Genomic DNA, 21,695 nt, shown 5'->3' with positions numbered 1-21,695 from the left:
CGTGCTCCTTTCGATGAATTCCGGTTCCCCGCCGAGCCCGGTCGGGCTCAGGCCGGGGCGATCATGCCCGCGGACAGGTCGATGTCGGCCCCGCACAGCCCGGGCATGCGCAGCATGGCGAGGGCGGCCGCGGCCACCTCGTCCTGCTCCACCAGCCGGCGCAGCGCGGCCCGGGAGACGAAGGACTCCTCGGCCTCGGCGTAGCTGCTGCCGGTGGCCGCGGCCTCGAGGGTGAAGTTGCGCTCCATCCGCGGCCCGCGGCACGGACCGGGGGAGAGGCTGTTGACGGAGACCCCGAGCGGTCCGACCTCGAAGGCCAGGGTCCGGGTCAGCCCGATCACGGCCATCTTCGAGGCCGTATACGGGGTGCGCCGGGTGAGCGGCCGTTTGCCGCTGACCGAGGCCACGTTGATCACGTCGCCGCGTCCGCGGGCGGTCATGGCGGGCAGGAACGCGCGGCACATCAGGAAGATGCTGCGCACGTTCGCGTCGAAGACCTCGTCCCACTCGGCGGTCTCGATCTCCACCAGCGGGCGGACCGGGCCGCCGATGCCCGCGTTGTTGACCAGGATGCCGATCTCGAGCTCGGCCAGCTCCTCGCGCAGCGCGGCCACCTCGGCCTCGGCGGCGACGTCGCACACGGCGACGCGGCCGAGGGACGGGTCGGGCAGCAGTGCCCTGGTTTCCTCGAGCGTGGCGCGGGTGCGCCCGACCAGGACGACCTCGGCCCCGGCCCGGGCTAGGCCGAGCGCGATCGCCCGGCCGAGCCCGTTGCCCGCGCCCGTCACCAGCGCGGTCCTCTCGGTGAGCTCGCTCATCCGAGCGCCTCGGTCAGCCAGCCCGGGCGGGTGCCGCGGACCTTGGCGGCGCGCACGTCGCCGGAGCGGGCGTGGCCCTCGAACAGCTCGACCCGCGCCGCGCGCCCGCACACCTCGCCGAGCTGTGCGCTGGACTCGGGCTCGCGCACCTCCTGGTACGTCACGGTCTTGAGGTACTTGCCGACCCACAGGCCGCCGGTGTAGCGGGCGGCGCCGCGGGTGGGCAGCACGTGGTTGGTGCCGATGACCTTGTCGCCGTAGGAGACGCAGGTGCCCTCGCCCAGGAACAGGGCGCCGTAGTCGCGCATCTTCGCCAGCGCCTGCCGCGGGTCCTCGGTGAGCACCTCGACGTGCTCGGCGGCGAAGGAGTCGGCGACGGCGAAGGCCTCGTCCAGGTCCTCGACCACGATGATCCGGCCGTGGTCGCGCCAGGCGGGCTCGGCGAAGTCCTTGGTGGACATGCCGGGCAGGATCCGCTCGACGTACCCGAGCACCTTCTGGCCGAGCTCGGCCGAGGTGGTGACCAGGATGGCCGGGGAGTCGGGGCCGTGCTCGGCCTGGGAGAGCAGGTCGACCGCGACGACCTCCGGATCGGCGTGCTCGTCCGCGATCACCAGGATCTCGGTGGGCCCGGCGAACAGGTCGATGCCGACCTCGCCGAACAGCTGCCGCTTGGCCTCGGCCACGTACGCGTTGCCGGGACCCGCCAGCAGGTCCACCCGGCCGATGGTCTCGGTGCCCAGCGCCAGCGCGGTCACCGCCTGCACGCCGCCGAGCAGGTAGATCTCGTCCGCGCCGGCCAGGTGCATCGCGGCGACGGTGGCGGCCGGGATCTGCCCGCGGATCGGCGGGGTGCACGCCGCGACCCGCTCCACCCCGGCGACCTTCGCGGTGATGATGGTCATGTGCGCCGAGGCCGTCAGCGGATAGCGCCCGCCCGGCACGTACGCCCCGGCCGCGCGCACCGGCAGGTGCCGGTGCCCGAGGAAGACCCCGGGCAGCGTCTCGATCTCCACCTCGCCGAGCGAGGCCAGCTGCGCCTCGGCGAACCGGCGCACCTGGGCCTGGACGAAGACGATGTCCTCGATCACCTGCGCCGGCACGCCCGCCACGATCTCGGCGACCTGCTCCCCGCTCAGCCGGAAGGACTCCGGGGACCAATTGTCGAACGTGGCCGAGTACTCCCGCACCGCCGCGTCGCCGCGCTCGCGGATGTCCGCGATCACCCGGGTCACCGTCTCGCGCACCCCGGCCAGGTCCTTGGCCACCAGCGCGGCCGGGACCGCCTCCTTGAGATACCGCTGTGCCATGCTGCTTCCGCCTCAGAACTCTCGAATCGGGGATGGTGTCAGGAACCGGATACGCCCGGGTAGCCGGGGAAGACGCCGGCCGGGTCGTGCCGGGCGCGCAGCCGGTCCATCTCGGCCAGCTGGGGCGCGCGCAGCGGGCCGTCGAAGCGCCCGGCCAGGTTGGAGTCGGCGAACTGGGTGCCGGCGGACAGGTGCGCCACGGCCGCGATCGACCCGGCCACCCACGCGTCGTGCGCGGCGTCGAGGGCGGGGTCGGCGCCGATGCCGTAGACCGCGTAGTACCAGGGGGCCTGCGCCGACCAGGCCGCGTGCGGTGCGGTACGGTCCGCGCCCCACCAGTACCAGAAGATCTGGCACTCGGGGTTGGGCATGGTGTCGGCGGCCTGCTGGATCAGCGGGGTGATCTCCTCGGCCGAGGCGCGGGTCCAGATGTTGTCGCAGATGTAGCGCCGGCCCTTGGGCGTCTCGCGCTCGACCTCCCGGCCCATGCTGTGCATGTCGGTCCGGTCGTATGAGACGCGCAGCAGCTCCCGCCCGGCGAACGGCGTGTCCTCGAACGGGGCGAGCAGGGCCACCGCCTCCTCGAAGGAGTCCGCGAAGACCGTGGCCGAGGTGATCGTGGCCGCGCCCTCGAAGCCGGGGATCGGCGGCGGCGTCACCATCGCGATGAACTCCACCCGGTCCTCGAGTTTCGGCCCGACCTCGGTCATCCACCGGGTCACCTCGCCGGCCATGTCCTTCGGGTAGACCTGCACGCTGCGCACGATCGCGCCCGGCGGCCGGTAGAGCCTGAGGTGGAACCGGGTGATCACGGCGAACTGGCCGTGCCCGCCGCCGCGCGCGGCCCAGAGGAAGTCCGTGTTCTGCGTCTCGTCGCAGTACAGGAACTCGCCTGCCGCGGTCACCACGTCCACCGCCGCGATGGAGAAGCAGGCCGGGCCCAGGTGCCCGGAGTTCCAGCCGTAGCCGCCGCCGAGCAGGAAGCCGGCCAGCCCCACGTCCGGGCCGTGCCCGACCGGGAAGAACAGGTCGTGCTCGGCCAGCGCCTCGTAGACCTCGAGCCCCACCACGCCCGAGCCGACCGCCGCCGTGCGGGCCTGCGGGTCCACGGTGATCCCGCGCAGCCGCGAGAGATCCAGCAGCAGGCAGTCGCCGCGCAGGTGGATGCCGTACCAGCTGTGGCCGCCGGAGCGCACCGTGACCTTCAGCCCGTGCTCACGCGCGTGGTCCACCGCCGCGGCCACGTCCCGGTCGTCCGCCGCGATCACGATCACGGCCGGGTACGCCGCGGGCTTGCGCGCGTTCCACACCGAGTCGAGCCTGGCCTGCTCGTAGCCCGGTCCACCGTGCCAGTGCACCTCGCCGCGCACCGCGGCCTCGAGGGTGGCGCGGCCGGCCTGCAAGGTCTCGCTCATGCCGGGCCCGCCTGTCCGCCGCGCTGGATCAGTTCGATGAGATTGCCGTCGAGGTCGGACAGGTACGCCATGCGCACCCCCGGCTCGGGCGAGTCGCGCGGGCCCCAGACCTCGGTGCCGCCCGCCGCGAGCGCCCGCAGGTAGGCGAACTCGAGGTCCGCGACCTCGAAGCAGACGTGGTTGAAGCCGTGCACCGAGTTGGCCGAGGGCGGGTCGGCCCGGTTGACCCCGGGCAGCGCGCCGGACTTCTCCAGCAGCTCCACCCCCGCGCCGTGCGGGTCGAGCGCGAACACGCCGCGCAGGCCGATGTAGGGGACTTCGAACCGGTAGCCCTCGCTCAGGTCGAAGGCCCGGCAGTACCAGTCCAGGGAGCGCTCGAGGTCGGGGACGGACAACCCGGCGTGATGCAGTCGCATGATGGGTGGTTCTCTCTCTGTTGGTGCTAGACCCGGTCCCGCAGGCGCCGCTCGCGCCCGTAGAACGCGACGAACAGCAGGATCAGGGCGCCGAAGACGATGGACTGGGCGCCCGCCGAGGTGATGTCGAGCACGGAGATCAGGAAGTTGAGGGCGGTGACGATCAGGGCCCCGAGACAGGTGCGCAGGTAGTCCCCGCGCCCGCCCATCATGGTGCCGCCGACGATCACCGCGGCCAGGCCGGGGAACAGGTAGGTGTTGCCCACGTTGGTGTCGCCGCCGGTGCTGTACCCGGCCAGCAGGACCCCGGCCAGGCCGGCGAGCAGCGCGCTGGCCGCGTACGTGCCGGTCCACACCCGGCGGGTGCGCACGCCCGCCAGCTCCGCCGCGCGCGGTCCGGAGCCGGCCAGGTACAGCGCCCGGCCCCAGGGCGTGCGCAGCAGCACGATCGAGATCACCGCGGCCAGCACGACCCAGAACGCGACGATCGGCGGGACCGGCAGGCCGAAGGTCTTCGCGTTCGCCTGGGAGAAGGTCTGCAGCCAGCCCGGGCCGGAACCGTTGAGCAGCGTGGTGTTCGTGCCCACCAGCGCACCCACCACGATCGAGCTCATCGCCAGCGTGATCACCAGCGGCTCGAGCTGGAACCGGTGGCACACCCAGCCGGTGAAGCCGCCGCCGGCCAGGCAGATCGCGGCCACCAGCGCCGCCGCGGCGGCGAAGTTCCAGTGCTCGTTGCCGACCAGGTGGGTGATCAGCAGGTCGCCCGCGACGATGTACGCCGCGATGGCGAAGTCGAGGCCGCCGACCAGGACCACCAGCGTCTGCCCGGCCGCGGCGATCCCAAGGAACGAGGCCTGCAGCAGGATCGGGGCGAACAGGTCGGCCCAGCTGAAGTCGGCGTCGCGCTGCCCGATCTCGAGCACCAGCAGCACCAGCACGGCGAGCTGCAGCAGCGGATACCTGCGCTGCAGGTGCGGGAGGGTGGTGAGGCGGTTCATCGGCTGCTCCTGCCGGAACGTGCGGTGCGGGCGGCGAAGAGCACGGCCGCGATGAGGGTGGCGCCGTAGACGGCCTGGGACCAGAACGAGGAGATGTGCAGCGCGCCGAGCAGGTTCTCCACCAGGAAGATCACCGCGGCGCCGAGCAGCGAGCCGAACAGGCTGCCGCGTCCGCCGGTCAGCGGGGTCCCGCCGAGCGCGACGGCGGCGATGGCCAGCAGGATGAACGGGGTGACGAAGCCGGTGTCGGCCTCGGCCTGGTGCAGCTGCGCGGTGATCGCCAGGCCCGCCAGACCCGCGATCGCCCCGCCGAGGGCGTAACCCAGGGTGCGTACGGCCGGGACGTTCACCCCCGCCGTGTACGCCGTGGTCTCGCTGCCGCCGACCGCGCACAGGGTCCTGACGAACGGGGTGCGCCCGAGCCCGAACCAGGCCAGCAGCGGCACCGCGAGCAGGATCAGCCCGCCCGGTATGCCCGCGACCGTGGTGCCGAGTGAGGTCAGCCAGCCGGTGGTGCCGGCGGCCGGCGCCGGCGCGTAGGCCAGCGCGAAGCCGGAGAGGATGAAGTTCATACACAGCGTGGCGACCACGGCCTGATAGCGGCCGTAGTTCACCAGCGCCCCGTTGACCGCCCCGATCGCCGCGCCGACCAGGACCGCGACCGGGATGACCACGGCCGCGCCGGCGATTCCGTTGCCCAGCAGCATGACCTCGACGACCACGGAGACGAACACGAACAGCGGCGCGATGGAGATGTCGATGCCGCCGCCCCCGCCCAGGATCGCCGGGGTGGAGGCCATCGCGGCCAGCGCCGGGGTGGCCACCTCGGCGAAGGTGAGGATCCAGGAGTGCCACTCCAGGAAGCTGTGCTGGGCCGCGACGTTCGCGATCAGCAGCGCCAGCGCGAGCACGGCCGGGACCACCCAGGTGCGCTCCACCGCGAGCCGGGCCGCCCGCGCGGCGAACGAGGTCGGTGCGGGCTCTGATATTCGGGCCGTGGACGCCTTCTGCGGCCCGGCCGTGTTCTCGGGTCCGGACTCGGCGTCCTGTTCGGCCGCCGGACCGAAGAACTCGGTCACCAGCGCGGCCCGGGTCAGCTCGTCCCGGCGCAGCTGCGCGGCCGGGGCGCCCTCGCGGAAGACCAGGACCCGGTCCATCAGCTCCAGATGCTCGTCCACCTCGGTGGAGAGCATCACGATCGCCAGGCCCGAGGCGGCCAGATCCCGCAGCAGCGCGTAGACGTCGTGCTTGGCGCCGATGTCGATGCCGCGGGTCGGGTCGTTGAGCAGCAGCACCTGCGGATCCCCGGCCAGGGCCCGGGCGATCACCACCTTCTGCTGGTTGCCGCCGGAGAGCGTGGTGATCGGGTCGGAGTCCCGGCCGATCTTGATCTTCAGCCGCTCCCGGTAGGCGGCGAACCGCTCCCTGGCCCGTCCGGTGGAGATCAGCCCGGCCCGCGCGTCGCGGCGCAGGGTGGCGGCGGTGAAGTTCTCCCGGATGCTCAGCGGCGGGAAGATCGACTCCTCCCGGCGGTCCCGGGCCACCGCGGCCACCCGGGTGCCCGCGTCCGCCTTCGCCCGCAGGGCCCGCAGATACTCGTCCTGGCCCTGGCCCTCGAGCCCGGCCAGGCCGACGATCTCCCCGGCCCGCAGGTCGAGCCCGTCGGCCGCGAGCAGCACGGCGCCGGGCTCGGCCCGCTCCCGGGTCTCGCGCGCCACCAGCTGCTCGCCGCCGGTCATCAGCCGCACCAGCGTGTCGATGTCGGCCCGCTCCCGCTCGAGCGTGCCCACGCTCTCGCCGGAACGCAGCACCGTGACGCGGTCGGCGATCTGCTCCACCTCGTCCATCCGGTGCGAGATGAACAGCACCGAGCCGCCGCGCCCGGTCAGCTCCCGGCAGGCGGCGAACAGCCGGTCCCGGGTGGCCACGTCCAGGGCCGAGGTGGCCTCGTCCAGGATCAGCACCCGCGGATCGCGCAGCAGCGACCGGCCGATCGCCACGGCCTGACGCTCGCTCAGCGAGAGCGAGCCGGCCGGGGCGTCGAGGTCGGGGCAGGCCCCGAGCAGCCGGGTGAGCACCTCGGTGGCGCGCTCCCGCCGCCGACCGGCCGGGACCGCGCCGGACCCCTTGGCCCGGCGCACGATCCCGTCCACGCCGAGCCAGAGGTTCTCCAGCACGGACTGTGCGGGAACGCACTGCACCTCCTGGAACACGGTGGCCACGCCCGAGGCGATCGCCGCCCGCGGTCCGCGCGGCGCCACCGGGGCCGGCTCGGCGCCCGCGGCGCCGGCCAGCGCGATCCGCCCGGCGTCCGGCCGGTGCACCCCGGAGAGGATCTTCACCAGGGTGGACTTGCCCGAGCCGTTCTCGCCCATCAGCGCGTGCACCTCGCCCGCGCGCAACTCCAGCGTGCAGGCGCGCAGCGCCTTGGTGGGGCCGAAGGACTTGGCCAGTGCCTCGACCGCCAGCAGTGTCATCGTGTCTGTGCTCATTCGTTCCCGCGGTCCGATTCTGGAAGGGTCAGCTGCTCGGGCCGCGGCTCAGGAGGCCGGGTTCGACAGGACCTGGTCGAGTTCCGTGGACGGCAGCACGTCGAGCGTGCTCGGGCCGCTCGCGTTGCCGGTCGAGGACGTGGTCATGTCGGAGGTGAACCAGTCCGCGACGTTGTCGTTCGTCACCAGCGGGGTGTCGAGCACGACCGCGGACAGCTTCACGCCCTCGCCCGCCATCAGTGCCTTGACCAGCGTGGTCGCGGCGGTGGCCAGCTGCGGCGGGGTGGCGGTGATACCGACACCGTTGTACGAGCTCTTGTTCTGGTACCAGTAGGCGAGCTGGCCGTCCTCCATCGAGTCGTTCGCGATGATCGGCACGGTCTTGCCCGCGGCCTGGAAGCCCTCGAGCACGCCGGTGGCGCCGGCGCCGGAGGTGATCGCCGCCGCGATCTTCTGCGGGTGCGTGGACAGGTAGGTCTGCACCGAGCTCTTCGCGGTGGAGTCGGCGAACTGGTCGTAGATGGAGTCGTCCGTGGTGATGCCGGAGCACTGCCCGAACACGGCCTTGACGCCCTGGTAGGTCGCCGTGTCGATGCCCACGCCGGAGATGCCGTGCACGTCCAGGACCTTGCCGCTGCCGCCGATCTCCTTGGCCACGTACTGGGCCATCTCGGCGCCCTGCAGCCAGTCGTTGGCGCCCAGGCTCACGGTGTCGGCGCTGTCGACCGAGTTGATCAGCGAGATCGAGGGGATGCCGGCGGTCGCGGCGGTGGAGACCGCCGTGGTGAACGCCGAGGAGGAGAGCGGCTCGTAGACGATCAGGGCCACCTTCTGCTCGACCATCTGGTTGAAGTCGGCGACCTGGTCGGTGACCTGGTCCGAGGAGGTGACCGCGTCCACCGTGTAGCCGGCCGCCTTGAGCTGGCCCTCGAGGATGGACTGCAGCGCCAGCTGGTAGCCGTTGTTCGTCTCGGACAGCAGCAGGCCGACCGTCTTGTTCGTGCTCGAAGACGGCTTCCAGCTCGCGAAGGCGCTCTTGTACACCGCGGTCGAGTAGCCGTTGTACAGGGCCTTGAGATCGCTCGGGAGCGCGGCGAGCACGCCGTCCGGGTCGGACGGGGAGGTGTCCGGTATGGTGCCGCAGCTGCTGCCGGCGGAACTCGTCGCGGCGGCGTTCGCCTTCTTCGAGGAGGAGCATGCGGACAGGCCGAGGCCCGCGGTCAGGGCGAGCGCGGTCAGGCCGGCCACCGGCCGGGAGGGGATTCTCATGGACAGTCTCCGTTGACTGGGAGGAGGGGAAGGAGGGAGGGAGGAGTGCGGCGCGCTCAGACCGGCGGGGCGGTGAACAGCCCCGGGTCGAGGTCGTTGAAGGATTCGCGGGCCACGAGTTCGTTCATCGGGTTCGCGGTGCCCCACTGGTCCTGGATGGCCTCGTCGTGCATGTCGTAGATGTGCGGGTGCCAGGCGTCCTCGTCGAGTTCCGCCAGTTCGGTGGTGTACTCGATCGTGTTGCCCTGCGGGTCCAGGAAGTAGGAGTAGGTGTTGTCCCCGGCCAGGTGCCGGCCCTGGCCCCACACCAGCTTGGCGCCGGAGCGGATCACCCGGCCGGAGCCGCGCATGAACTCGTCGATGCCGCGCAGCTCGAAGGAGACGTGGTGCAGCGAGACGTGCGGCCCGCGGGCGAAGGCGATGGAGTGGTGGCGCGGGTTGCAGCGCATGAAGTTCATCACCGTGCCCATCTCCGCCCCGGCCAGGGTGTCGCTGAGGCGGAACCCGAGCGTGTCGGTGTACCACTGGGCGGTGCGGTCCGGGTCGGTGCCGTTGAGCACGACGTGGGACAGGCGTACCGGGATCGACTCGCGCTCCTCGATCCGCCGGTGCGTGCGCGTCTCGACGTCGGCGGAGACCTCGATGGTGCGTCCGTCGAGGTCGAAGAAGCGCAGCCCGTAGCCGCCGCCCTCGGTCTCGAGCGTGCCCGGCTCGGCCACCAGCGGCACGCCCCGGGCGATCAGGTGCTCGGCCAGGGTGTCCACGTCCGCGGCGCTCGCGGCGCCGAAGGAGACCAGGTCGAGCCGCTTGGCGTCCTTGCGCAGGCGGATCACGTACCGCTCGGGCGAGCCCTCGGCGGCCAGGAACGCGATCCCGGTGTCCCCGGCCACCTGGGTCAGACCCCAGACGTCGGTGTAGAACGCCAGCTGCCGCTCGTAGTCCGGGATCGCCAGGTCCACGTGGCGCAGATGCGTGATCAGGCTGTCGGTCATGGCGCGTCCTTCGCGTTCTGGTTCTCCTCGCGCACGCAGGTGTTGCGCTGGGTGCCGAGGCCGGTGATGGTGCCCTCCAGCACGTCGCCCTCGTCCAGGAACACGCCCCAGTGCATCCCGTTGCCCGCGGGCGAACCGGTCAGCACCAGGTCGCCGGGACGCAGCTCGGTGACGGAGGTGAGGTAGACGAGGATCGAGGGGATGTCGAAGAGCAGGTCGGAGACCGACTCGTCCTGCCGGACCACCCCGTTGTGCGTCAGGGTGATGCGCAGCGCGGCCGGGTCCGGCACGAACGCGGCGGGCACCAGGTAGGGCCCGGTCGGCAGGAAGGTCGGGGCGTTCTTCGCCGCGAACCAGTCGGTGCCGATGGCCTTGAGGTCCTGCCGGTAGACCAGGGAACGGGTCGTCACGTCGTTGCAGATCGTGTATCCGGCCACGTACTCGAGTGCGTGCTCGCGGGTCAGGTGGCGCGCCGGGCGGCCGATGACGAGTGCGAGCTCGAGTTCCCAGTCGTGCTTGGTGCCGCGCGTCGGCAGCACGATGTCGTCGTGCGGGCCGGTCAGCGCGCTCGGCAGGCCGCTGAAGACGTACGGGCTTCCGGTGCGGGCCCGCTCGTCCATCATCTGCTCGGCCCAGGCGCGCGCCTCGTGCTCCGGCACGTCCGAGTTGTGGCCGGTGGTCGACACGTCGGCCCGGCGCTCGGCCAGGACGATGTCCACCACGTGCTTGCGGTAGTTCGCCCCGCACTGCAGGATCTGCCGCGGCTGCACCGGGCAGCGCACCTCGAGGTCCGCCAGCGCCAGCCAGTCCCGCTCCGGCGCGGTCACGGCCAGCTCGGCCAGGCGGTCGAAGGAAGCGTCCCAGTCGGACAGCAGGGCGTTGACGGTGCCGAGCCCGGAGACGTCGAGCACCCGGTCCCCGCGCACCAGGCCCGGGAAGCCGGACGAGGCGCTCGCGCCCGGGCCGGCGCCGAAGACGCCGAGGGCGAACGGCGCGGAAGGCTGTGCTGTGGTCATGGCTTGAGGCTAGGAGCGCCGACGATCAAGCGGAAATACCGATCCGCGATGCCAGCCATGCCCCCACACATAGTTGCCTGACCTGCGTGGACGGTCGGGTCAGAGCGCTGCGGCGGTCTCCTGCAGGGTGCGCAGCAGCCAGCGCGCGGCCGGATCGGCGGCGCGGCTCGGATGCCAGAACGCGGTCTCCACCAGATCCACCCGGCCGAACGGCGGATCCACGATCACCAGGCGCACCGTGTCGGCGACCCGCCGGGCCAGGCGCTCCGGCACGATCGCGAGCAGTCCGGTGCCCGCCACCACGAACGGCACGGTGAGCCAGCCCACCACCGTCACCTGGACGTGGCGGGAGATTCCGAGCAGGTCCAGCTGACGATCCGCCGGAGTCGGCGCCTCGTGCCCGAAGGTCGGCACCGCGTGCGGCAGCTCGGAGATGTCCTCGAGGGTGAGCCGGCCCTCGCGCAGCCGCGGATTGGCCGGGTCCACCAGACACACGAACCGGTCCCGGAACAGCTCCATCCGGCGCCCGGGGAAGTCGTAGCCGAGCGGCCCGACCACCACGTCGTGCTTGGCGATGCCGTGTGCGGAGAACGACATGTCGGTCGGGATCGGGTGCAGCTCCAAGCGGATGCCGGGCGCGGCCTGCTTGACCCGCCGCAGCAGCGGATCGGCCAGGATCGAGACGGTGTAGTCCGAGGCCGCGATGGAGAACTCGCGGTCGGAGTCGGCCGGGTCGAACTCGGGCGAGCGGTCCATGGTCGCCTCCATCTGCCGCAGCGCCTCCTGCACCGTCGGCAGCAGCTGCCCGCCGAGCTCGGTCAGCCGGTAGCCGCGCCCCTCGCGTTCGAGCAGCTCGTCCCCGAAGTGCTTGCGCAGCCGGGCCAGCGCCGCGCTCATGGCCGGCTGGCTCATGCCGATGCGCACGCCCGCGCGGGTCAGGTTGCGGTCTTCCAACAGCGCGCCGAGGGCCACGAGCAGGTTGAGATCGATGCCTCCTACGTCGGCCACGCCTGCCCTCTCATGAGAATCTCACCGCTCCCGCGCAGGTCGGCGCGGGGTTAGGAGAGACGATAACCGATCCCGGGCCCGCCGGGGACGGGGCGTCGGGGCGCCACGGGCGCGCGGACGGCGGTCGCGGGCGAGCCGCCCCGGGGACCGTGGGCGGGGCGGCGGGCCGGGTGCCGCGTGTGTCCCAGCCCTATGCGTTGCGGGGGTCGAGCGCCCGCGCCACCTGCCTGAGGTGCTCGCGCATGACCGCCTCGGCCTTCTCCGGGTCCCCGGCGATCACCGCCTCGACCACCGCGGCGTGCTCGCTCAGCGACTCCCGCGCGCGTCCGGGCCGCAGCGCCAGCCGGAACTGATGCCGCACCAGCTGTCCACGCAGCCGCTCGATCGTGCGCAGCGCGGTGACCTGGCCGGAGATCTCCTGGATCCGCCGGTGCACCTGGTGCCCGAGCTCCGAGGCGCCGAGCGCGTCCCCGGCCTCGGCCGCCGCCCGCATCCGCCCGATCAGCCCCCTGAGCTCGGCGTGCTCGGCCGCGGTGGCCCGGCCGGCCGCCTTCGCGGCGCACAGCCCCTCCAGCACCATCCGGCACTCGACGATCTCGACCGCCTCCGCGATCCCGACCACCCGCACCCGCGCGCCCTTGTTCTGCACCCGCTCGACCAGGCCGTCGGCCGCGAGCTCGGCCAGGGCCAGGCGCACTCCGGCGCGGGAGACCCCGAACAGGTCCATCAGATCGGCCTCGACCAGCCGCGCCCCCGGCGCGAACTCGCCGGACTGGATCGCGGTGCGCAGCCCGGCCGCGACCCGTACCTGGCCCGCGCCGTCGCGCGCGGCGGTGGTCACGGCGGCCGTCGGAGCGTCGGCGGGAGAGTCGGCGCGGCTCATGGGGCCCATGGTAGCCGCGGCGGCCGCGCGGACCCCGAGGCGGTGCCCGGCACTGTCTACCAGCTGGTAACAATCCGGTAACACGAGGCCGACCCGCCTGGGGGGGCCGGGCGGGGATGGCGCATTATCGGTGACACGCGACGAAGCGTGGACATGAACGGTGGTGGCCCATGGCCCTCGGCGGGACGGACCTGAACCTCCTGGTCGCCCTCAAGGCTCTGCTGGAGGAGGGCAACGTCACCAAGGCGGGTGCGAAGATCGGCAAGAGCCAGCCGGCCATGAGCACGGCGCTGGCCCGGCTGCGCCGCCACTACAAGGACGAGCTGCTGGTCCGGGTCGGCCGCGACTACGAACTGACCCCCTTCGCCAAGACCCTGGTCCCCTCCGTCCGGCGCACCCTGAGCGCGGTCGAGGCCGCCCTCGGCACCGGCCGCGCCTTCGACCCGGCCCACAGCGACCGCGTCTTCCGGCTCACCGCCACCGACTACGCCATCACCGTCCTGGGCGAGGCCCTGCTGCGCCGCGTCTCCGAACTCGCCCCCGGCGTGCGCCTGGACCTCGACGCGATCCCGCTGGACATGCACGAGTCCGAGCGCGGCCTGATGCACTGCGACGCGCTGATCGGCCCGCTGGGTTTCGGCTTCGACGGCTCGCACGAGCCGCTGTTCCGGGACCGCTTCGTGTGCATCGTGGACCCGGCCAACCCCCGGCTGCGCGACGGCGCGCTGAGCCTGGCCGACCTCGAGGTCCTGCCGCACGCGGTGCGCAGCTCCGGGCGCACCCACGTGCTGCCGGCCGACCGCGTCCTGGACGAACTCGGCGTGCGCCGGCGGGTGCAGGTGAGCACCGTCGGCTGGCTGCCGCTGCCCTTCCTCGTCTCCGGCACCGACCTGGTCGCGATCATGCCCGAGCGCCTGGCCCGCCGCGTCGCCGTCCCGGCCGGGCTGGCCATCGTCGACCCGCCCTTCGGCCGGGTCGACCTGGTCGAGACCCTGTGGTGGCACCCCGACCGGGCCGGCGCGCCGGACCACGCCTGGCTGCGCCGCACCCTGGTCGAGGTCGCCGCCTCGCTCCCGGCCGACGACGGCGCCCAGACGGCACTGTTCGCCGACACCTACACCCACCAGATCGGCTGAGCCCGGCCGGGCGAGCCGGCCGGATCAGTCCTCGGACAGCAGCCAGGCGATCCGCAGCTCCCGCGCCCCCGGGCGGTAGGCCTCGATCAGCTCGGCGCGCTCGGGGTCGTCCTCAGACAGGGTGTAGGCGAGCTCGGCCTGCGCGGCGAGCGTCTGCGGCCGGGCGCCGAGCGCGGCGCGCAGGTGCAGCGAGCGGCGCAGCATCCTGACGTGCTCGGCAGGGTCCCTGTGGTGGGCGACGTGCCGAATGATGTAGGACTCGAAGAAGCCGTCGCCGAGCCTCGTCGCGATCTCGAGAGCCGTCGCGTAGCGCGCGAGGGCGCCGTCCTCGTCCTTGTCGATGTTGTCCAGCAGCACGGCCCAGTAGTACTCGGCCCACCCGCGCTGCAGCTCGTCCGCACTGCCCGCCGCCGCGCGATAGCAGGCTTCTGCCACGGCACGGTCGTCGGCGCGGGGATCGCGCCGGAACAGCAGGCGGCTGTAGGCCAGCCGTCCGGTGAGCAGCTGCGCGGCGGGCGAGGCGGGATCGAGTACTGCGACCGCCCTCTCAGCCTCCTCATGATCCTCGAGCCGGAAGAACCATTGGTCGACGGCGATCTCCGCGCGCAGCAACGGATCGGCGTCCGGGTCCAGGACGGCGAGTGCGGCATCCCACTCGCCGAGCAGGTGCAGGTGCCGGGCCACGTAGGTGGTATCAGTTATCATGGCGCCTACAGTAGAAGCGACGATGTAGGCGGTCAAATGCAATACGGTGACTACGTAGGGAACGTGACGCGGCTGGCCGTCGAACTGGCCAACACCGGCACCCTCGACCAGCACGGCGAGCTGGTCGCCGCGTTCTTCGCAGAGCACGACATCACCGCGCCCCCGGACGGCGACTTCGGCGCACTGCCCGACCTGGTGCGCGCGGCCTTGGCGCAGTCGGTCGACGGCGAAGCCCCCGACGCCGCGCACCAACTGCTGCGCGCATACCCGCCCGAGATGCACCTGTCCGACCACGACGGCCTCGGCGCCTGGCACGTCCACTTCAGCCGCAACGGCACCCCGCCCGAACGCTGGCTCGGCCAACTCGTCGCCGCCGAACTCGCCCTCCTCGCCGCCGGCGACCCGGCCGTGACCCTCGGCCGCTGCGCCGCCGCGGGCTGCGGCCGGTACTTCGTGGACCAGTCGCGCAACCGCACCCGCCGCTTCTGCTCGAACGCCTGCGCCAGCCGGACGACCGTCGCCGCCTACCGCGCCCGGACGGCGAAGAACACTGAGGGCCCGGGGAACGACTGAGGTCAGCCGGCGTGCACGTCGACGGTCCGGCCGTCGGGGTCGGTCAGGAGGTGGCGGCCCGGAGCGAGTGGAGGGGTCGCGGCGGCGCCGATGACGGCGAAGCCGAGGCGTAGGGCGCCGGACTCGCGGTCGGGTCTGGCCGGGTAGAGCTCGAAAACCGCGCTGTCGGCGAGAACGGCGGCGTAGTGCTCGGGTCCTTGGCCGTGCCGCTCGGCGGCGAACTCCAGGCCGAGGCCGCCATAGAAGTCTCGGCATTCCTCGAGGCGCGCGGTATAGAGCACCACGAGGGTCGCGCGCACGCTGGATTTCTGGGTCACTTGCACTCCTGTCCCGGCACTCATCAGAAGGCGGGCTTGGTGGACATCCGCTACGCAGCCGCCGCTGACACGGCCTCGACCAACTCGGAGCTCTTCACCGACTCAGCTCCCTGATCCTCCGTGCCCCGGCCGACCGTCGCGCGTCGGCGTAGGTCGCGGATCTCCGCGAGGTCTGCGTACGCTGCGACAACTCCCCGATCCGCACCTCGTCCCCTCCCACGCGTCGGAACGCGGCCCCGGACTCGACTCTCGGATTTGACCCTCACACCGATGTCAATGTTCCAGGATTCGACCATGATGAACGAAGCACCGTCAAGCCTCGCCGAGCACGTGGCGCACGCGCCGCTGGCCGCGGCCGTGACCGCGCGGCCGGCGATCTGGTCCCGCGACTTCCGGTTCTACTTCACCGCCCGCAGCGCCGGACTGCTCAGCTGGGCCATGCTGCCGGTCGCGGTCTCGGCCGGACTGCTCAGCGGCGGGTACGGCCTGGACGTCGCGGGCTACGCGATGGCCTTCCTGGTGGGTCCGTTCGCCGGGCTCGTGCTGTTCGGCGGGGTGCTCGCCGACCGGTTCACCGCGCGGCGGATGATGATCGGCGCCGACCTGACGAACCTGTGCACCCACACGCTGCTCGCGCTCCTGTTCCTGCACGGCATCGCGCACCTGTGGCAGCTCTACGCACTGCTGGTCGTGGCCGGCAGCGCCAACGCGATGTTCCAGCCGGGCGCCGCCTCGATCGTGCCGCTGGTGGCCGCGGACGTGCAGGGCGCCAACGGGGTGCTGCGTACGTCGGAGGCGTTGACCGGACTGGTCGGTCCGGCGCTGGCCGGCGCACTGGTCGGGCTCGGCGCCACCGGTCTCGTGATGGTGATCTCCGCCGCGGCGTACGGAACCAGCGCCACGTGCCTGTTCGCGCTGCGGCTGGGGACGGTGCCCGCGCCGCCTGCCGGTACGGGCCTGTGGCGCAGCCTGGCGGTCGGCTGGCGGGAGTTCCGGGCCCGCAGCTGGCTCTGGGGCGTGATCGTGATCTGGATGTTCTTCGCCGTGCTGTCCTGGGGACCGCAGCTCTCGGTGGCCGCCGCCGTCATCGTGCCCGAACACGGCGCGACCGCCTTCGGCCTGCTCAACTGCGCGTTGGGCGCGGGCACCGTGGCCGGGGGAGTGCTGGCGATCCGCTACAAGCCGGCCCGGCCGCTGGCCGCCGGGGCCGTGGCGATGTTCGCCTACCCGCTCTACCCGCTCGGCCTCGTGCTCAGCTGGCCGGTGTGGCTGCTCGCCGCCGCACAGGTCGCGGTCGGGGCCGGGATCGGGGTGTGGGGAGTCATGTGGGCCACCAGCGTGCAGACCCAGGTCCCCGGCGAGGTGCTCAACCGCGTCCACGCGTACGAGGTCGCGGGATCCGTCGGCCTCTACCCCGTCGGCAGCGCACTGGCCGGCCCGGCGGTCGGCGCGTTCGGCACCGACCGCGTGCTGCTGGTGGGGGTCGCAGTGGCCTTCCTCACCGCCGTCGCCCTGCTGGCCGCGCGCCCGATCCGCTCGCTGGGCAGGGCACAGGGCCCTGCTATCGCGCTCGATCACGGGTGACCGCGGGTTGATCAGCCTCGCGCCATCAGCCTTCGAGGACGGGCTCGGGACTCGGCGTGCGCGTGAACCCGTACGCGCGCTCCACCCGGGCCACCTCGATGTGGTAGCTCTCGTACCAGCGCTCCTTGCCGAGCCGCTGCGCCTCGAGGTGCTCGATGTCGGCCTTCCACGCCCGGATCGACGCGTCGTCCGTGTAGTAGATGACGGTCAAGTCCCGGCCGGCGCCGTCCACCATGCCCTCGCGGCCCAGGTAGCCCGGCTGGCGCACGCCGAGCTCCGTCATGGCGCGGCTCATCTGCTCGTATCCGGCTTGGTCCTCGTCGGTCAGTTGCGAGGTGATGATGACGGCGTAGTAGGGCGGCTGGGGACGCATGAAGGATGTCGACACGAGCCCTGATGCTAGGGAGCGCGTCCCGGCTGTGACAACAGGATTCTCATGAGGCGCAAGAAGCTAGGGACTGTGCGGGGTTCAGATCTAGGCGGAACGGCTGATCGCCTTCGCCTGGCCGCCTGTCCGGAACGCCCACAGACGACCGAGTATGAGGGCGCTCCGGACAGGCGCCCAGACTCGGCGCTGAGCCGTTCCGCTGATCTAGATCTGAACCCCGCACAGCCCCTAGCGGCTAGCGGGCGCCGGCCGCCGCAACGGCCGCCGACGCCGCATCACCTGTCACGCCGTCAGCACGCTCGCCCTGGCCGGCAGCGCCGCGGGCAGCCGGCCGCCGCCGAACACGGTGCGGCTGGCCGGTTCCCCGCCGAGCACCGCGAGCGCGAGCAGCAGCGAGCCGGCCGTCCACGAGGTCTTCTCCTCCGGCCACACCGCCTTGTCCGCGTACACGTAGCCGGTCCAGTACAGCCCGTCCCGGTCGCGCAGGTGCTGGACGTCCGTCAGCACCCGCCTGGCCTGCTCCGCCCGCCCCAGCGCCCACAGGGCGATGCAGAGCTCGAAGGTCTCCCCGCCGGTCACCCACGGCCGGTCCGCGACGCAGCGGGCGCCGAGGCCCGGCACCACGAACCGGTCCCAGTCCCCGTCGATGCGGGCGTGTCCGGCCTCGCCGCGCAGGGCGGTGCCGAGCACCGGGTAGTACCAGTCCATCGAGTAGCGGTCCTTGGGCGCGAACACCTCGGGCGCCTCGTCGCTGGCCGCCGCGACCACCACCTCGCCCAGGCGCACCGCGGCCTGCGTCCAGGCGCCGGCCACCCGGCGGCCGGAGACCCCGCCGACCCGCTCGGCCAGCGCCACCGCGCACCGCAGCGCCTGGTACATCGAGCTCGACCCGGTCAGCAGCGCCTCGTCGGTCTCCGGGTTCCACCGGATCGCGCCGTCCGGCCGCTGGAGTTCGAGCACGAACTCGATCGCCCGGCGCACGCTCGGCCACAGGTCCCCGGCCAGGTCGCGGTCCCCGGTGGCGACCAGGTGGTGGTACGCGCCGACGGCCAGGTACGCGGTGAAGTTCGCGTCCTTCGTCTTGTCCGCCGCCTCGGCCGCGCCCTCCGCCGTGTCGGCGTAGTTGGCGTACCAGGAGCCGTCGCAGTTCTGCCGGTCGGCGAGCCAGCGGTAGGCCTCGGCCGCCGCGGCCGGACGGCCCGCCGCGGTCAGCGCCATCGCGGACTCGACGTGGTCCCACGGGTCGGTCTTGTCGCCGTGGAACCACGGGATCGAGCCGTCCGGCCGCTGCAGCGCGGCGACCTGCTCGACGGTGCGTTCGATCGCGGCCCGGTCCAGCACCCCGGCCCGGGCCAGCAGCGCGACGCTCATGCGCGCTTCGCGGCGTAGACGACCAGGCTCTTGCCGAGCACCGGGTTGAGCAGGGACTCGCCGATCCGGGTGGTCTTGGGGCCCTTCATGATGTCCCAGACCAGCATCCGGTGGTAGGCCTTGACCATTCGCGAGTCCGCGTTGTCCACGCCCACCGCGCACTTGAGCCACCAGTACGGGGCGTGCAGCGCGTGCGCGTGGTGCGAGCCGTAGGGGGCCAGCTTCACCGCGCGCAGCCGCTCCAGGATCTGGCCGCGCCGGTAGATCCGCACGTGGCCGCCCTCGACCTCGTGGTACGCGTCGGACAGGGCCCAGCACACCTGCTCGGGAAACCAGCGCGGCACCGTCACGGCGAGTTTTCCGCCCGGTTTGAGCACCCGTTCGAGCTCGGCGAAGGCGCGTTCGTCGTCCGGCAGATGCTCGAGCACCTCGGCCGCGATCACCTTGTCGAAGCTGGCGTCCGGGAACGGCAGCCGGTAGGCGTCCCCGCGCACGGCCAGGCTGGCGGCCGGCTCGGGCACCTCGCCCGCCTCGCGCATGGCCGCGAACATCGCGGCCACCGACTCCATCTCCGTCATCGAATAGTCGAGCGCGACGACGTCGGCGCCCCGGCGCAGCAGGGCGAAGGAGTGTCGGCCCGCACCGGCGCCGAGGTCGAGCACCCGCTCTCCGGGCACGATCGGGAAGCGGTCGAAGTCGACGGTCAGCATGCGTTCTCCGGAGTGGGTGGGCCGGGCTCCGCCGGGTGGAGGGCCGGGTCGGGCTGGTGCCGGACGAGCGGGTGCGACCCGGTGGCGCACCCGCGATTGCTCGAGTCCGGTCTCAGCATGGGCGGTCCAGGACCGCGCGGTAGCGCTCGGCCGTGGCCGCGGCGGCGGCGCGCCAGGTGAACCGGGTCACCGCGCGTTCCCGGGCGGCTCCGCCGAGCCGCTCGCCCAGGGCGGGGTCGCGCAGCAGCCGGGTCAGCGCCCCGGCCAGGGCCTCGGCGTCGCCCGGCGGGACGGCCAGCGTGGTCTGCCCGTCCACCCCGGCCACCTCGGGCAGCGCGCCGCCGGTGGTGGACACCAGCGGCAGCCCCACCGCCATCGCCTCCACCGCGGGCAGCGAGAAGCCCTCGTAGAGCGAGGGCACGCAGGCGATCTCGGCGGAGCGCAGGGTGTGCACGAGCTCGTCCTCGGTCAGGCCGGAGACGAACCTGACCCGGCCGCCGAGCCCGTAGCGCTCGATCGCCTGCTCCACCGCGCCGTTCGGCTTCGCCTTGCCGATCACGGTCAGCTCGGCGTGGTCGAACTCGGCCCGCACCTTGGCGAAGGCCTCGATCAGCACGCCGAGCCCCTTGAGCGGGGAGTCGGCGCTCGCGGTGGTCACGATCCGCCCCGGCACCCGCGGCACGGACGGGTCGGGGCTGAACCGCTCCACGTCCGTGCCGATCGGGATGGTGCTGATCCGCTCGGGCCGCACCCCGTAGTGCTCGGAGATCTGTGCGGCCGAGCTGGAGGAGACGGTGATCACCTCGGGCAGCCGCCGGGCGACCCGGCCCTGCATCGTGGTGAACGCGTACCAGCGCCGCAGCGTGATCCGGCGCAGCCCGGTCGCCCCGGCCAGCTCCAGCGCCCGGTCCACCTGGATCGGATGGTGGATGGTGGCCACGGTCGGCAGGCCGAGCCGGGGCAGGCGCAGCAGGCCGTAGCCGAGGCACTGGTTGTCGTGCACGAGGTCGAACTCGCGCCGGCGCCGGGCCAGCAGCCGGGCCACCCGCAGCGAGAAGGTGTGCGGCTCAGGGAAGCCCGCGGTCCACATCGTGCCCACCTCGAGCAGGTCGATCAGGTCGCGGTACTCGCGCAGGCCGGGGGTGCGGAACGGGTCGGGCTCGCGGTAGAGGTCGAGGCTCGGCACCGGGGTGAACGCCACGCCCGCGTCGAGCTCCGGATACGGCTGCCCGGCGAACACCTCGACCCGGTGGCCGAGTGCGGCCAGCTCCCGGGAGAGGTTGCGGGTGTAGACCCCCTGGCCGCCCGAGTACGGGTTGCCCCGGTAACACAGCAGCGCGATGCGCAACCCGTTCGGATCGAACGCGGCACGACGTGTCACGCCCGACTCCTCGCTACCCGTGGCTCCACCGGCTCGGCTCTCTGCCTGAGGCCGCCTCGTCTGGGCGCCGATCCTATCGTCAGTCAATCTTACCAGTCGGTAACTAACTGGCCCAGGACCCTGTCCACCCGCCACGAAACCCCTCCCATACGTCGCCCGCCCGGTGCCGTGCCCCCACCCGCAAGCGTCGCACGCACGTGGCGTCTGCGCGGGTCGGACGCGGCCGCGAGTCGGGCCGGCGGCGCTGGCGCGTATGTTCGATCACGCGTCGTTGCAGAGCTGTGACCTGCGTCCGCGCTACGCGGCCGCACGGATCACGCCGTCGAGCGTGCCTGGAGAGCGCGCCGGGCGCGGCTAGAACCAGTCGCCGAGCAGCCGGTTGATCAGGTCCTCCGGGTCGTGCCGGTTCAGCAGGCACGGGCAGGGCTCGGGCAGCGGCGAGGGCTCGGGGGCCGGCGCCGGGTCGAGGCCGGGCACGTGCACGACCGCGGCGGCCAGCACGGGCGAGACGGGCTCGGGGACGGCGGCGAGGGCGTCGGCGGCCGTGCGGACGCCGATGACGACCACCTCGGCCGCGTAGACGGGGGCCGCCGTGGCGAAAGCCCCGAGTCCGGCCAGGGTGCCGAGCGCGGCCAGAGCCGCGACGCGATGCGCGGGGGCGCGAGTGCGCGCCATGGGATCCTCCTTCGGGCCGGCCGGTCCCGGCGGGACCGTCGCACCGGCGTCGAGGGAGATGGCCCGCGCACGTGGGGGCACAAACGCCTGTTCCCCCGCCCAGGGCCGATGAGGCACCGGACGGGGGAACACCGGGCTCGGCGGGCTTGCGACGCGCCGAAAAGCGCGAGCGCGATGGCGATCCGCTGGCGTACGGCGCAGGCGTGGCCGAAGGCGGGCGTGCGCGTGGGGGAGC

The 21,695-nt window shown here is 72.8% G+C and carries 21 protein-coding genes; 3 read left to right on the top strand and 18 right to left on the bottom strand.

Annotated features, from left to right (window positions below; genetic code table 11):
* Window positions 1-47: 47 nt before the first annotated feature.
* From KDL01_RS14060 to KDL01_RS14010, 11 genes are all read right to left on the bottom strand, one after another.
* Window positions 48-818, bottom strand: coding sequence for an SDR family NAD(P)-dependent oxidoreductase (locus tag KDL01_RS14060; protein ID WP_212528913.1), 771 nt, complete (start codon window positions 816-818; stop codon window positions 48-50).
* Window positions 815-2,128 carry a histidinol dehydrogenase gene (gene hisD / locus KDL01_RS14055; protein ID WP_212528912.1) on the bottom strand — a complete coding sequence of 438 codons (1,314 nt, stop codon included), beginning with the start codon at window positions 2,126-2,128 and terminating at the stop codon, window positions 815-817. The genes KDL01_RS14060 and hisD overlap by 4 nt, the downstream gene beginning before the upstream one ends.
* Window positions 2,129-2,166: 38 nt before the next feature.
* Entirely contained in the window at window positions 2,167-3,543 is a 1,377-nt protein-coding gene (locus tag KDL01_RS14050; protein WP_212528911.1) for an FAD-binding oxidoreductase, read from the bottom strand.
* Window positions 3,540-3,959 (bottom strand): VOC family protein, encoded by a 420-nt coding sequence (locus tag KDL01_RS14045; RefSeq protein ID WP_212528910.1) that lies wholly within the window; start codon window positions 3,957-3,959, stop codon window positions 3,540-3,542. The genes KDL01_RS14050 and KDL01_RS14045 overlap by 4 nt, the downstream gene beginning before the upstream one ends.
* A 26-nt stretch (window positions 3,960-3,985) precedes the next feature.
* Window positions 3,986-4,960 carry an ABC transporter permease gene (locus tag KDL01_RS14040; protein WP_212528909.1) on the bottom strand — a complete coding sequence of 325 codons (975 nt, stop codon included), beginning with the start codon at window positions 4,958-4,960 and terminating at the stop codon, window positions 3,986-3,988.
* Window positions 4,957-7,437, bottom strand: coding sequence for an ATP-binding cassette domain-containing protein (locus KDL01_RS14035; protein WP_212528908.1), 2,481 nt, complete (start codon window positions 7,435-7,437; stop codon window positions 4,957-4,959). The genes KDL01_RS14040 and KDL01_RS14035 overlap by 4 nt, the downstream gene beginning before the upstream one ends.
* Window positions 7,438-7,500: 63 nt before the next feature.
* Entirely contained in the window at window positions 7,501-8,721 is a 1,221-nt protein-coding gene (locus KDL01_RS14030) for a substrate-binding domain-containing protein (protein ID WP_212528907.1), read from the bottom strand.
* Between the two features lie 56 nt (window positions 8,722-8,777).
* A complete protein-coding gene (locus KDL01_RS14025) occupies window positions 8,778-9,713 on the bottom strand; it encodes a VOC family protein (protein WP_212528906.1) in 936 nt (311 codons plus the stop codon).
* Complete coding sequence (locus tag KDL01_RS14020; RefSeq protein ID WP_212528905.1) at window positions 9,710-10,729, bottom strand: fumarylacetoacetate hydrolase family protein; 1,020 nt, start codon at window positions 10,727-10,729, stop codon at window positions 9,710-9,712. The genes KDL01_RS14025 and KDL01_RS14020 overlap by 4 nt, the downstream gene beginning before the upstream one ends.
* Before the next feature lie 99 nt (window positions 10,730-10,828).
* The gene (locus tag KDL01_RS14015; protein WP_212528904.1) at window positions 10,829-11,737 is read right to left on the bottom strand and encodes a LysR family transcriptional regulator; all 909 of its coding nucleotides are present in this window, start codon (window positions 11,735-11,737) and stop codon (window positions 10,829-10,831) included.
* A gap of 190 nt (window positions 11,738-11,927) precedes the next feature.
* Complete coding sequence (locus KDL01_RS14010; protein WP_212528903.1) at window positions 11,928-12,620, bottom strand: GntR family transcriptional regulator; 693 nt, start codon at window positions 12,618-12,620, stop codon at window positions 11,928-11,930.
* A 170-nt stretch (window positions 12,621-12,790) separates the two neighbouring features.
* Here KDL01_RS14010 and KDL01_RS14005 point away from each other — a divergent pair, with 170 nt between their 5' ends.
* Window positions 12,791-13,756, top strand: a complete 966-nt coding sequence (locus KDL01_RS14005; protein WP_212528902.1) for a LysR family transcriptional regulator — start codon at window positions 12,791-12,793, stop codon at window positions 13,754-13,756.
* A gap of 24 nt (window positions 13,757-13,780) precedes the next feature.
* On the opposite strand, the gene KDL01_RS14000 is transcribed toward KDL01_RS14005, so the two are convergent.
* Complete coding sequence (locus KDL01_RS14000; protein WP_212528901.1) at window positions 13,781-14,461, bottom strand: hypothetical protein; 681 nt, start codon at window positions 14,459-14,461, stop codon at window positions 13,781-13,783.
* A 63-nt stretch (window positions 14,462-14,524) separates the two neighbouring features.
* On the opposite strand from KDL01_RS14000, the gene KDL01_RS13995 reads away from it, so the two are divergent.
* Window positions 14,525-15,034: a CGNR zinc finger domain-containing protein gene (locus KDL01_RS13995; protein WP_212528900.1), complete on the top strand. Its 510-nt coding sequence runs from the start codon at window positions 14,525-14,527 to the stop codon at window positions 15,032-15,034.
* A 2-nt stretch (window positions 15,035-15,036) separates the two neighbouring features.
* Here KDL01_RS13995 and KDL01_RS13990 read toward each other — a convergent pair whose 3' ends face one another.
* Complete coding sequence (locus tag KDL01_RS13990) at window positions 15,037-15,351, bottom strand: VOC family protein (protein WP_212528899.1); 315 nt, start codon at window positions 15,349-15,351, stop codon at window positions 15,037-15,039.
* A 294-nt stretch (window positions 15,352-15,645) separates the two neighbouring features.
* Between KDL01_RS13990 and KDL01_RS13985 the strand changes: the two genes are divergently transcribed.
* Window positions 15,646-16,935 (top strand): MFS transporter, encoded by a 1,290-nt coding sequence (locus KDL01_RS13985; protein WP_212528898.1) that lies wholly within the window; start codon window positions 15,646-15,648, stop codon window positions 16,933-16,935.
* A gap of 25 nt (window positions 16,936-16,960) precedes the next feature.
* Here the strand turns inward: KDL01_RS13985 and KDL01_RS13980 are convergent, their stop codons facing one another.
* From KDL01_RS13980 to KDL01_RS13960, 5 genes are all read right to left on the bottom strand, one after another.
* The gene (locus KDL01_RS13980) at window positions 16,961-17,323 is read right to left on the bottom strand and encodes an antibiotic biosynthesis monooxygenase family protein (protein ID WP_212528897.1); all 363 of its coding nucleotides are present in this window, start codon (window positions 17,321-17,323) and stop codon (window positions 16,961-16,963) included.
* Between the two features lie 282 nt (window positions 17,324-17,605).
* Window positions 17,606-18,694: a prenyltransferase/squalene oxidase repeat-containing protein gene (locus KDL01_RS13975; RefSeq protein WP_212528896.1), complete on the bottom strand. Its 1,089-nt coding sequence runs from the start codon at window positions 18,692-18,694 to the stop codon at window positions 17,606-17,608.
* On the bottom strand, window positions 18,691-19,404 hold the full coding sequence (locus KDL01_RS13970) for a class I SAM-dependent methyltransferase (RefSeq protein ID WP_212528895.1): 714 nt from the start codon (window positions 19,402-19,404) through the stop codon (window positions 18,691-18,693). Before KDL01_RS13970 ends, KDL01_RS13975 begins: the two co-directional genes overlap by 4 nt.
* A 112-nt stretch (window positions 19,405-19,516) precedes the next feature.
* Entirely contained in the window at window positions 19,517-20,785 is a 1,269-nt protein-coding gene (locus KDL01_RS13965) for a glycosyltransferase family 4 protein (protein WP_307846317.1), read from the bottom strand.
* Between the two features lie 354 nt (window positions 20,786-21,139).
* A complete protein-coding gene (locus KDL01_RS13960) occupies window positions 21,140-21,460 on the bottom strand; it encodes a hypothetical protein (RefSeq protein WP_212528894.1) in 321 nt (106 codons plus the stop codon).
* Between the last annotated feature and the right edge of the window lie 235 nt (window positions 21,461-21,695).

The sequence above is a fragment of the Actinospica durhamensis genome (assembly GCF_018139695.1).
GTDB classification, from domain to species: Bacteria; Actinomycetota; Actinomycetes; order Streptomycetales; family Catenulisporaceae; genus Actinospica; species Actinospica durhamensis.
Note: the sequence above shows the minus strand (reverse complement) of the source record. Positions and strands in the feature narration are given on the sequence as shown.

What these genes read in the sequence shown, in the direction of transcription:
- KDL01_RS14025 (WP_212528906.1), bottom strand. Translation starts at nt 9,713, where the DNA reads ATGACCGACAGCCTGATCACGCATCTGCGCCACGTGGACCTGGCGATC.
- KDL01_RS14040 (WP_212528909.1), bottom strand. Translation starts at nt 4,960, where the DNA reads ATGAACCGCCTCACCACCCTCCCGCACCTGCAGCGCAGGTATCCGCTG.
- KDL01_RS14030 (WP_212528907.1), bottom strand. Translation starts at nt 8,721, where the DNA reads ATGAGAATCCCCTCCCGGCCGGTGGCCGGCCTGACCGCGCTCGCCCTG.
- KDL01_RS14005 (WP_212528902.1), top strand. Translation starts at nt 12,791, where the DNA reads ATGGCCCTCGGCGGGACGGACCTGAACCTCCTGGTCGCCCTCAAGGCT.
- KDL01_RS13985 (WP_212528898.1), top strand. Translation starts at nt 15,646, where the DNA reads ATGATGAACGAAGCACCGTCAAGCCTCGCCGAGCACGTGGCGCACGCG.
- hisD (WP_212528912.1), bottom strand. Translation starts at nt 2,128, where the DNA reads ATGGCACAGCGGTATCTCAAGGAGGCGGTCCCGGCCGCGCTGGTGGCC.
- KDL01_RS13975 (WP_212528896.1), bottom strand. Translation starts at nt 18,694, where the DNA reads ATGAGCGTCGCGCTGCTGGCCCGGGCCGGGGTGCTGGACCGGGCCGCG.
- KDL01_RS14020 (WP_212528905.1), bottom strand. Translation starts at nt 10,729, where the DNA reads ATGACCACAGCACAGCCTTCCGCGCCGTTCGCCCTCGGCGTCTTCGGC.
- KDL01_RS14045 (WP_212528910.1), bottom strand. Translation starts at nt 3,959, where the DNA reads ATGCGACTGCATCACGCCGGGTTGTCCGTCCCCGACCTCGAGCGCTCC.
- KDL01_RS13960 (WP_212528894.1), bottom strand. Translation starts at nt 21,460, where the DNA reads ATGGCGCGCACTCGCGCCCCCGCGCATCGCGTCGCGGCTCTGGCCGCG.
- KDL01_RS13970 (WP_212528895.1), bottom strand. Translation starts at nt 19,404, where the DNA reads ATGCTGACCGTCGACTTCGACCGCTTCCCGATCGTGCCCGGAGAGCGG.
- KDL01_RS14060 (WP_212528913.1), bottom strand. Translation starts at nt 818, where the DNA reads ATGAGCGAGCTCACCGAGAGGACCGCGCTGGTGACGGGCGCGGGCAAC.
- KDL01_RS14000 (WP_212528901.1), bottom strand. Translation starts at nt 14,461, where the DNA reads ATGATAACTGATACCACCTACGTGGCCCGGCACCTGCACCTGCTCGGC.
- KDL01_RS14035 (WP_212528908.1), bottom strand. Translation starts at nt 7,437, where the DNA reads ATGACACTGCTGGCGGTCGAGGCACTGGCCAAGTCCTTCGGCCCCACC.
- KDL01_RS14050 (WP_212528911.1), bottom strand. Translation starts at nt 3,543, where the DNA reads ATGAGCGAGACCTTGCAGGCCGGCCGCGCCACCCTCGAGGCCGCGGTG.
- KDL01_RS14010 (WP_212528903.1), bottom strand. Translation starts at nt 12,620, where the DNA reads ATGAGCCGCGCCGACTCTCCCGCCGACGCTCCGACGGCCGCCGTGACC.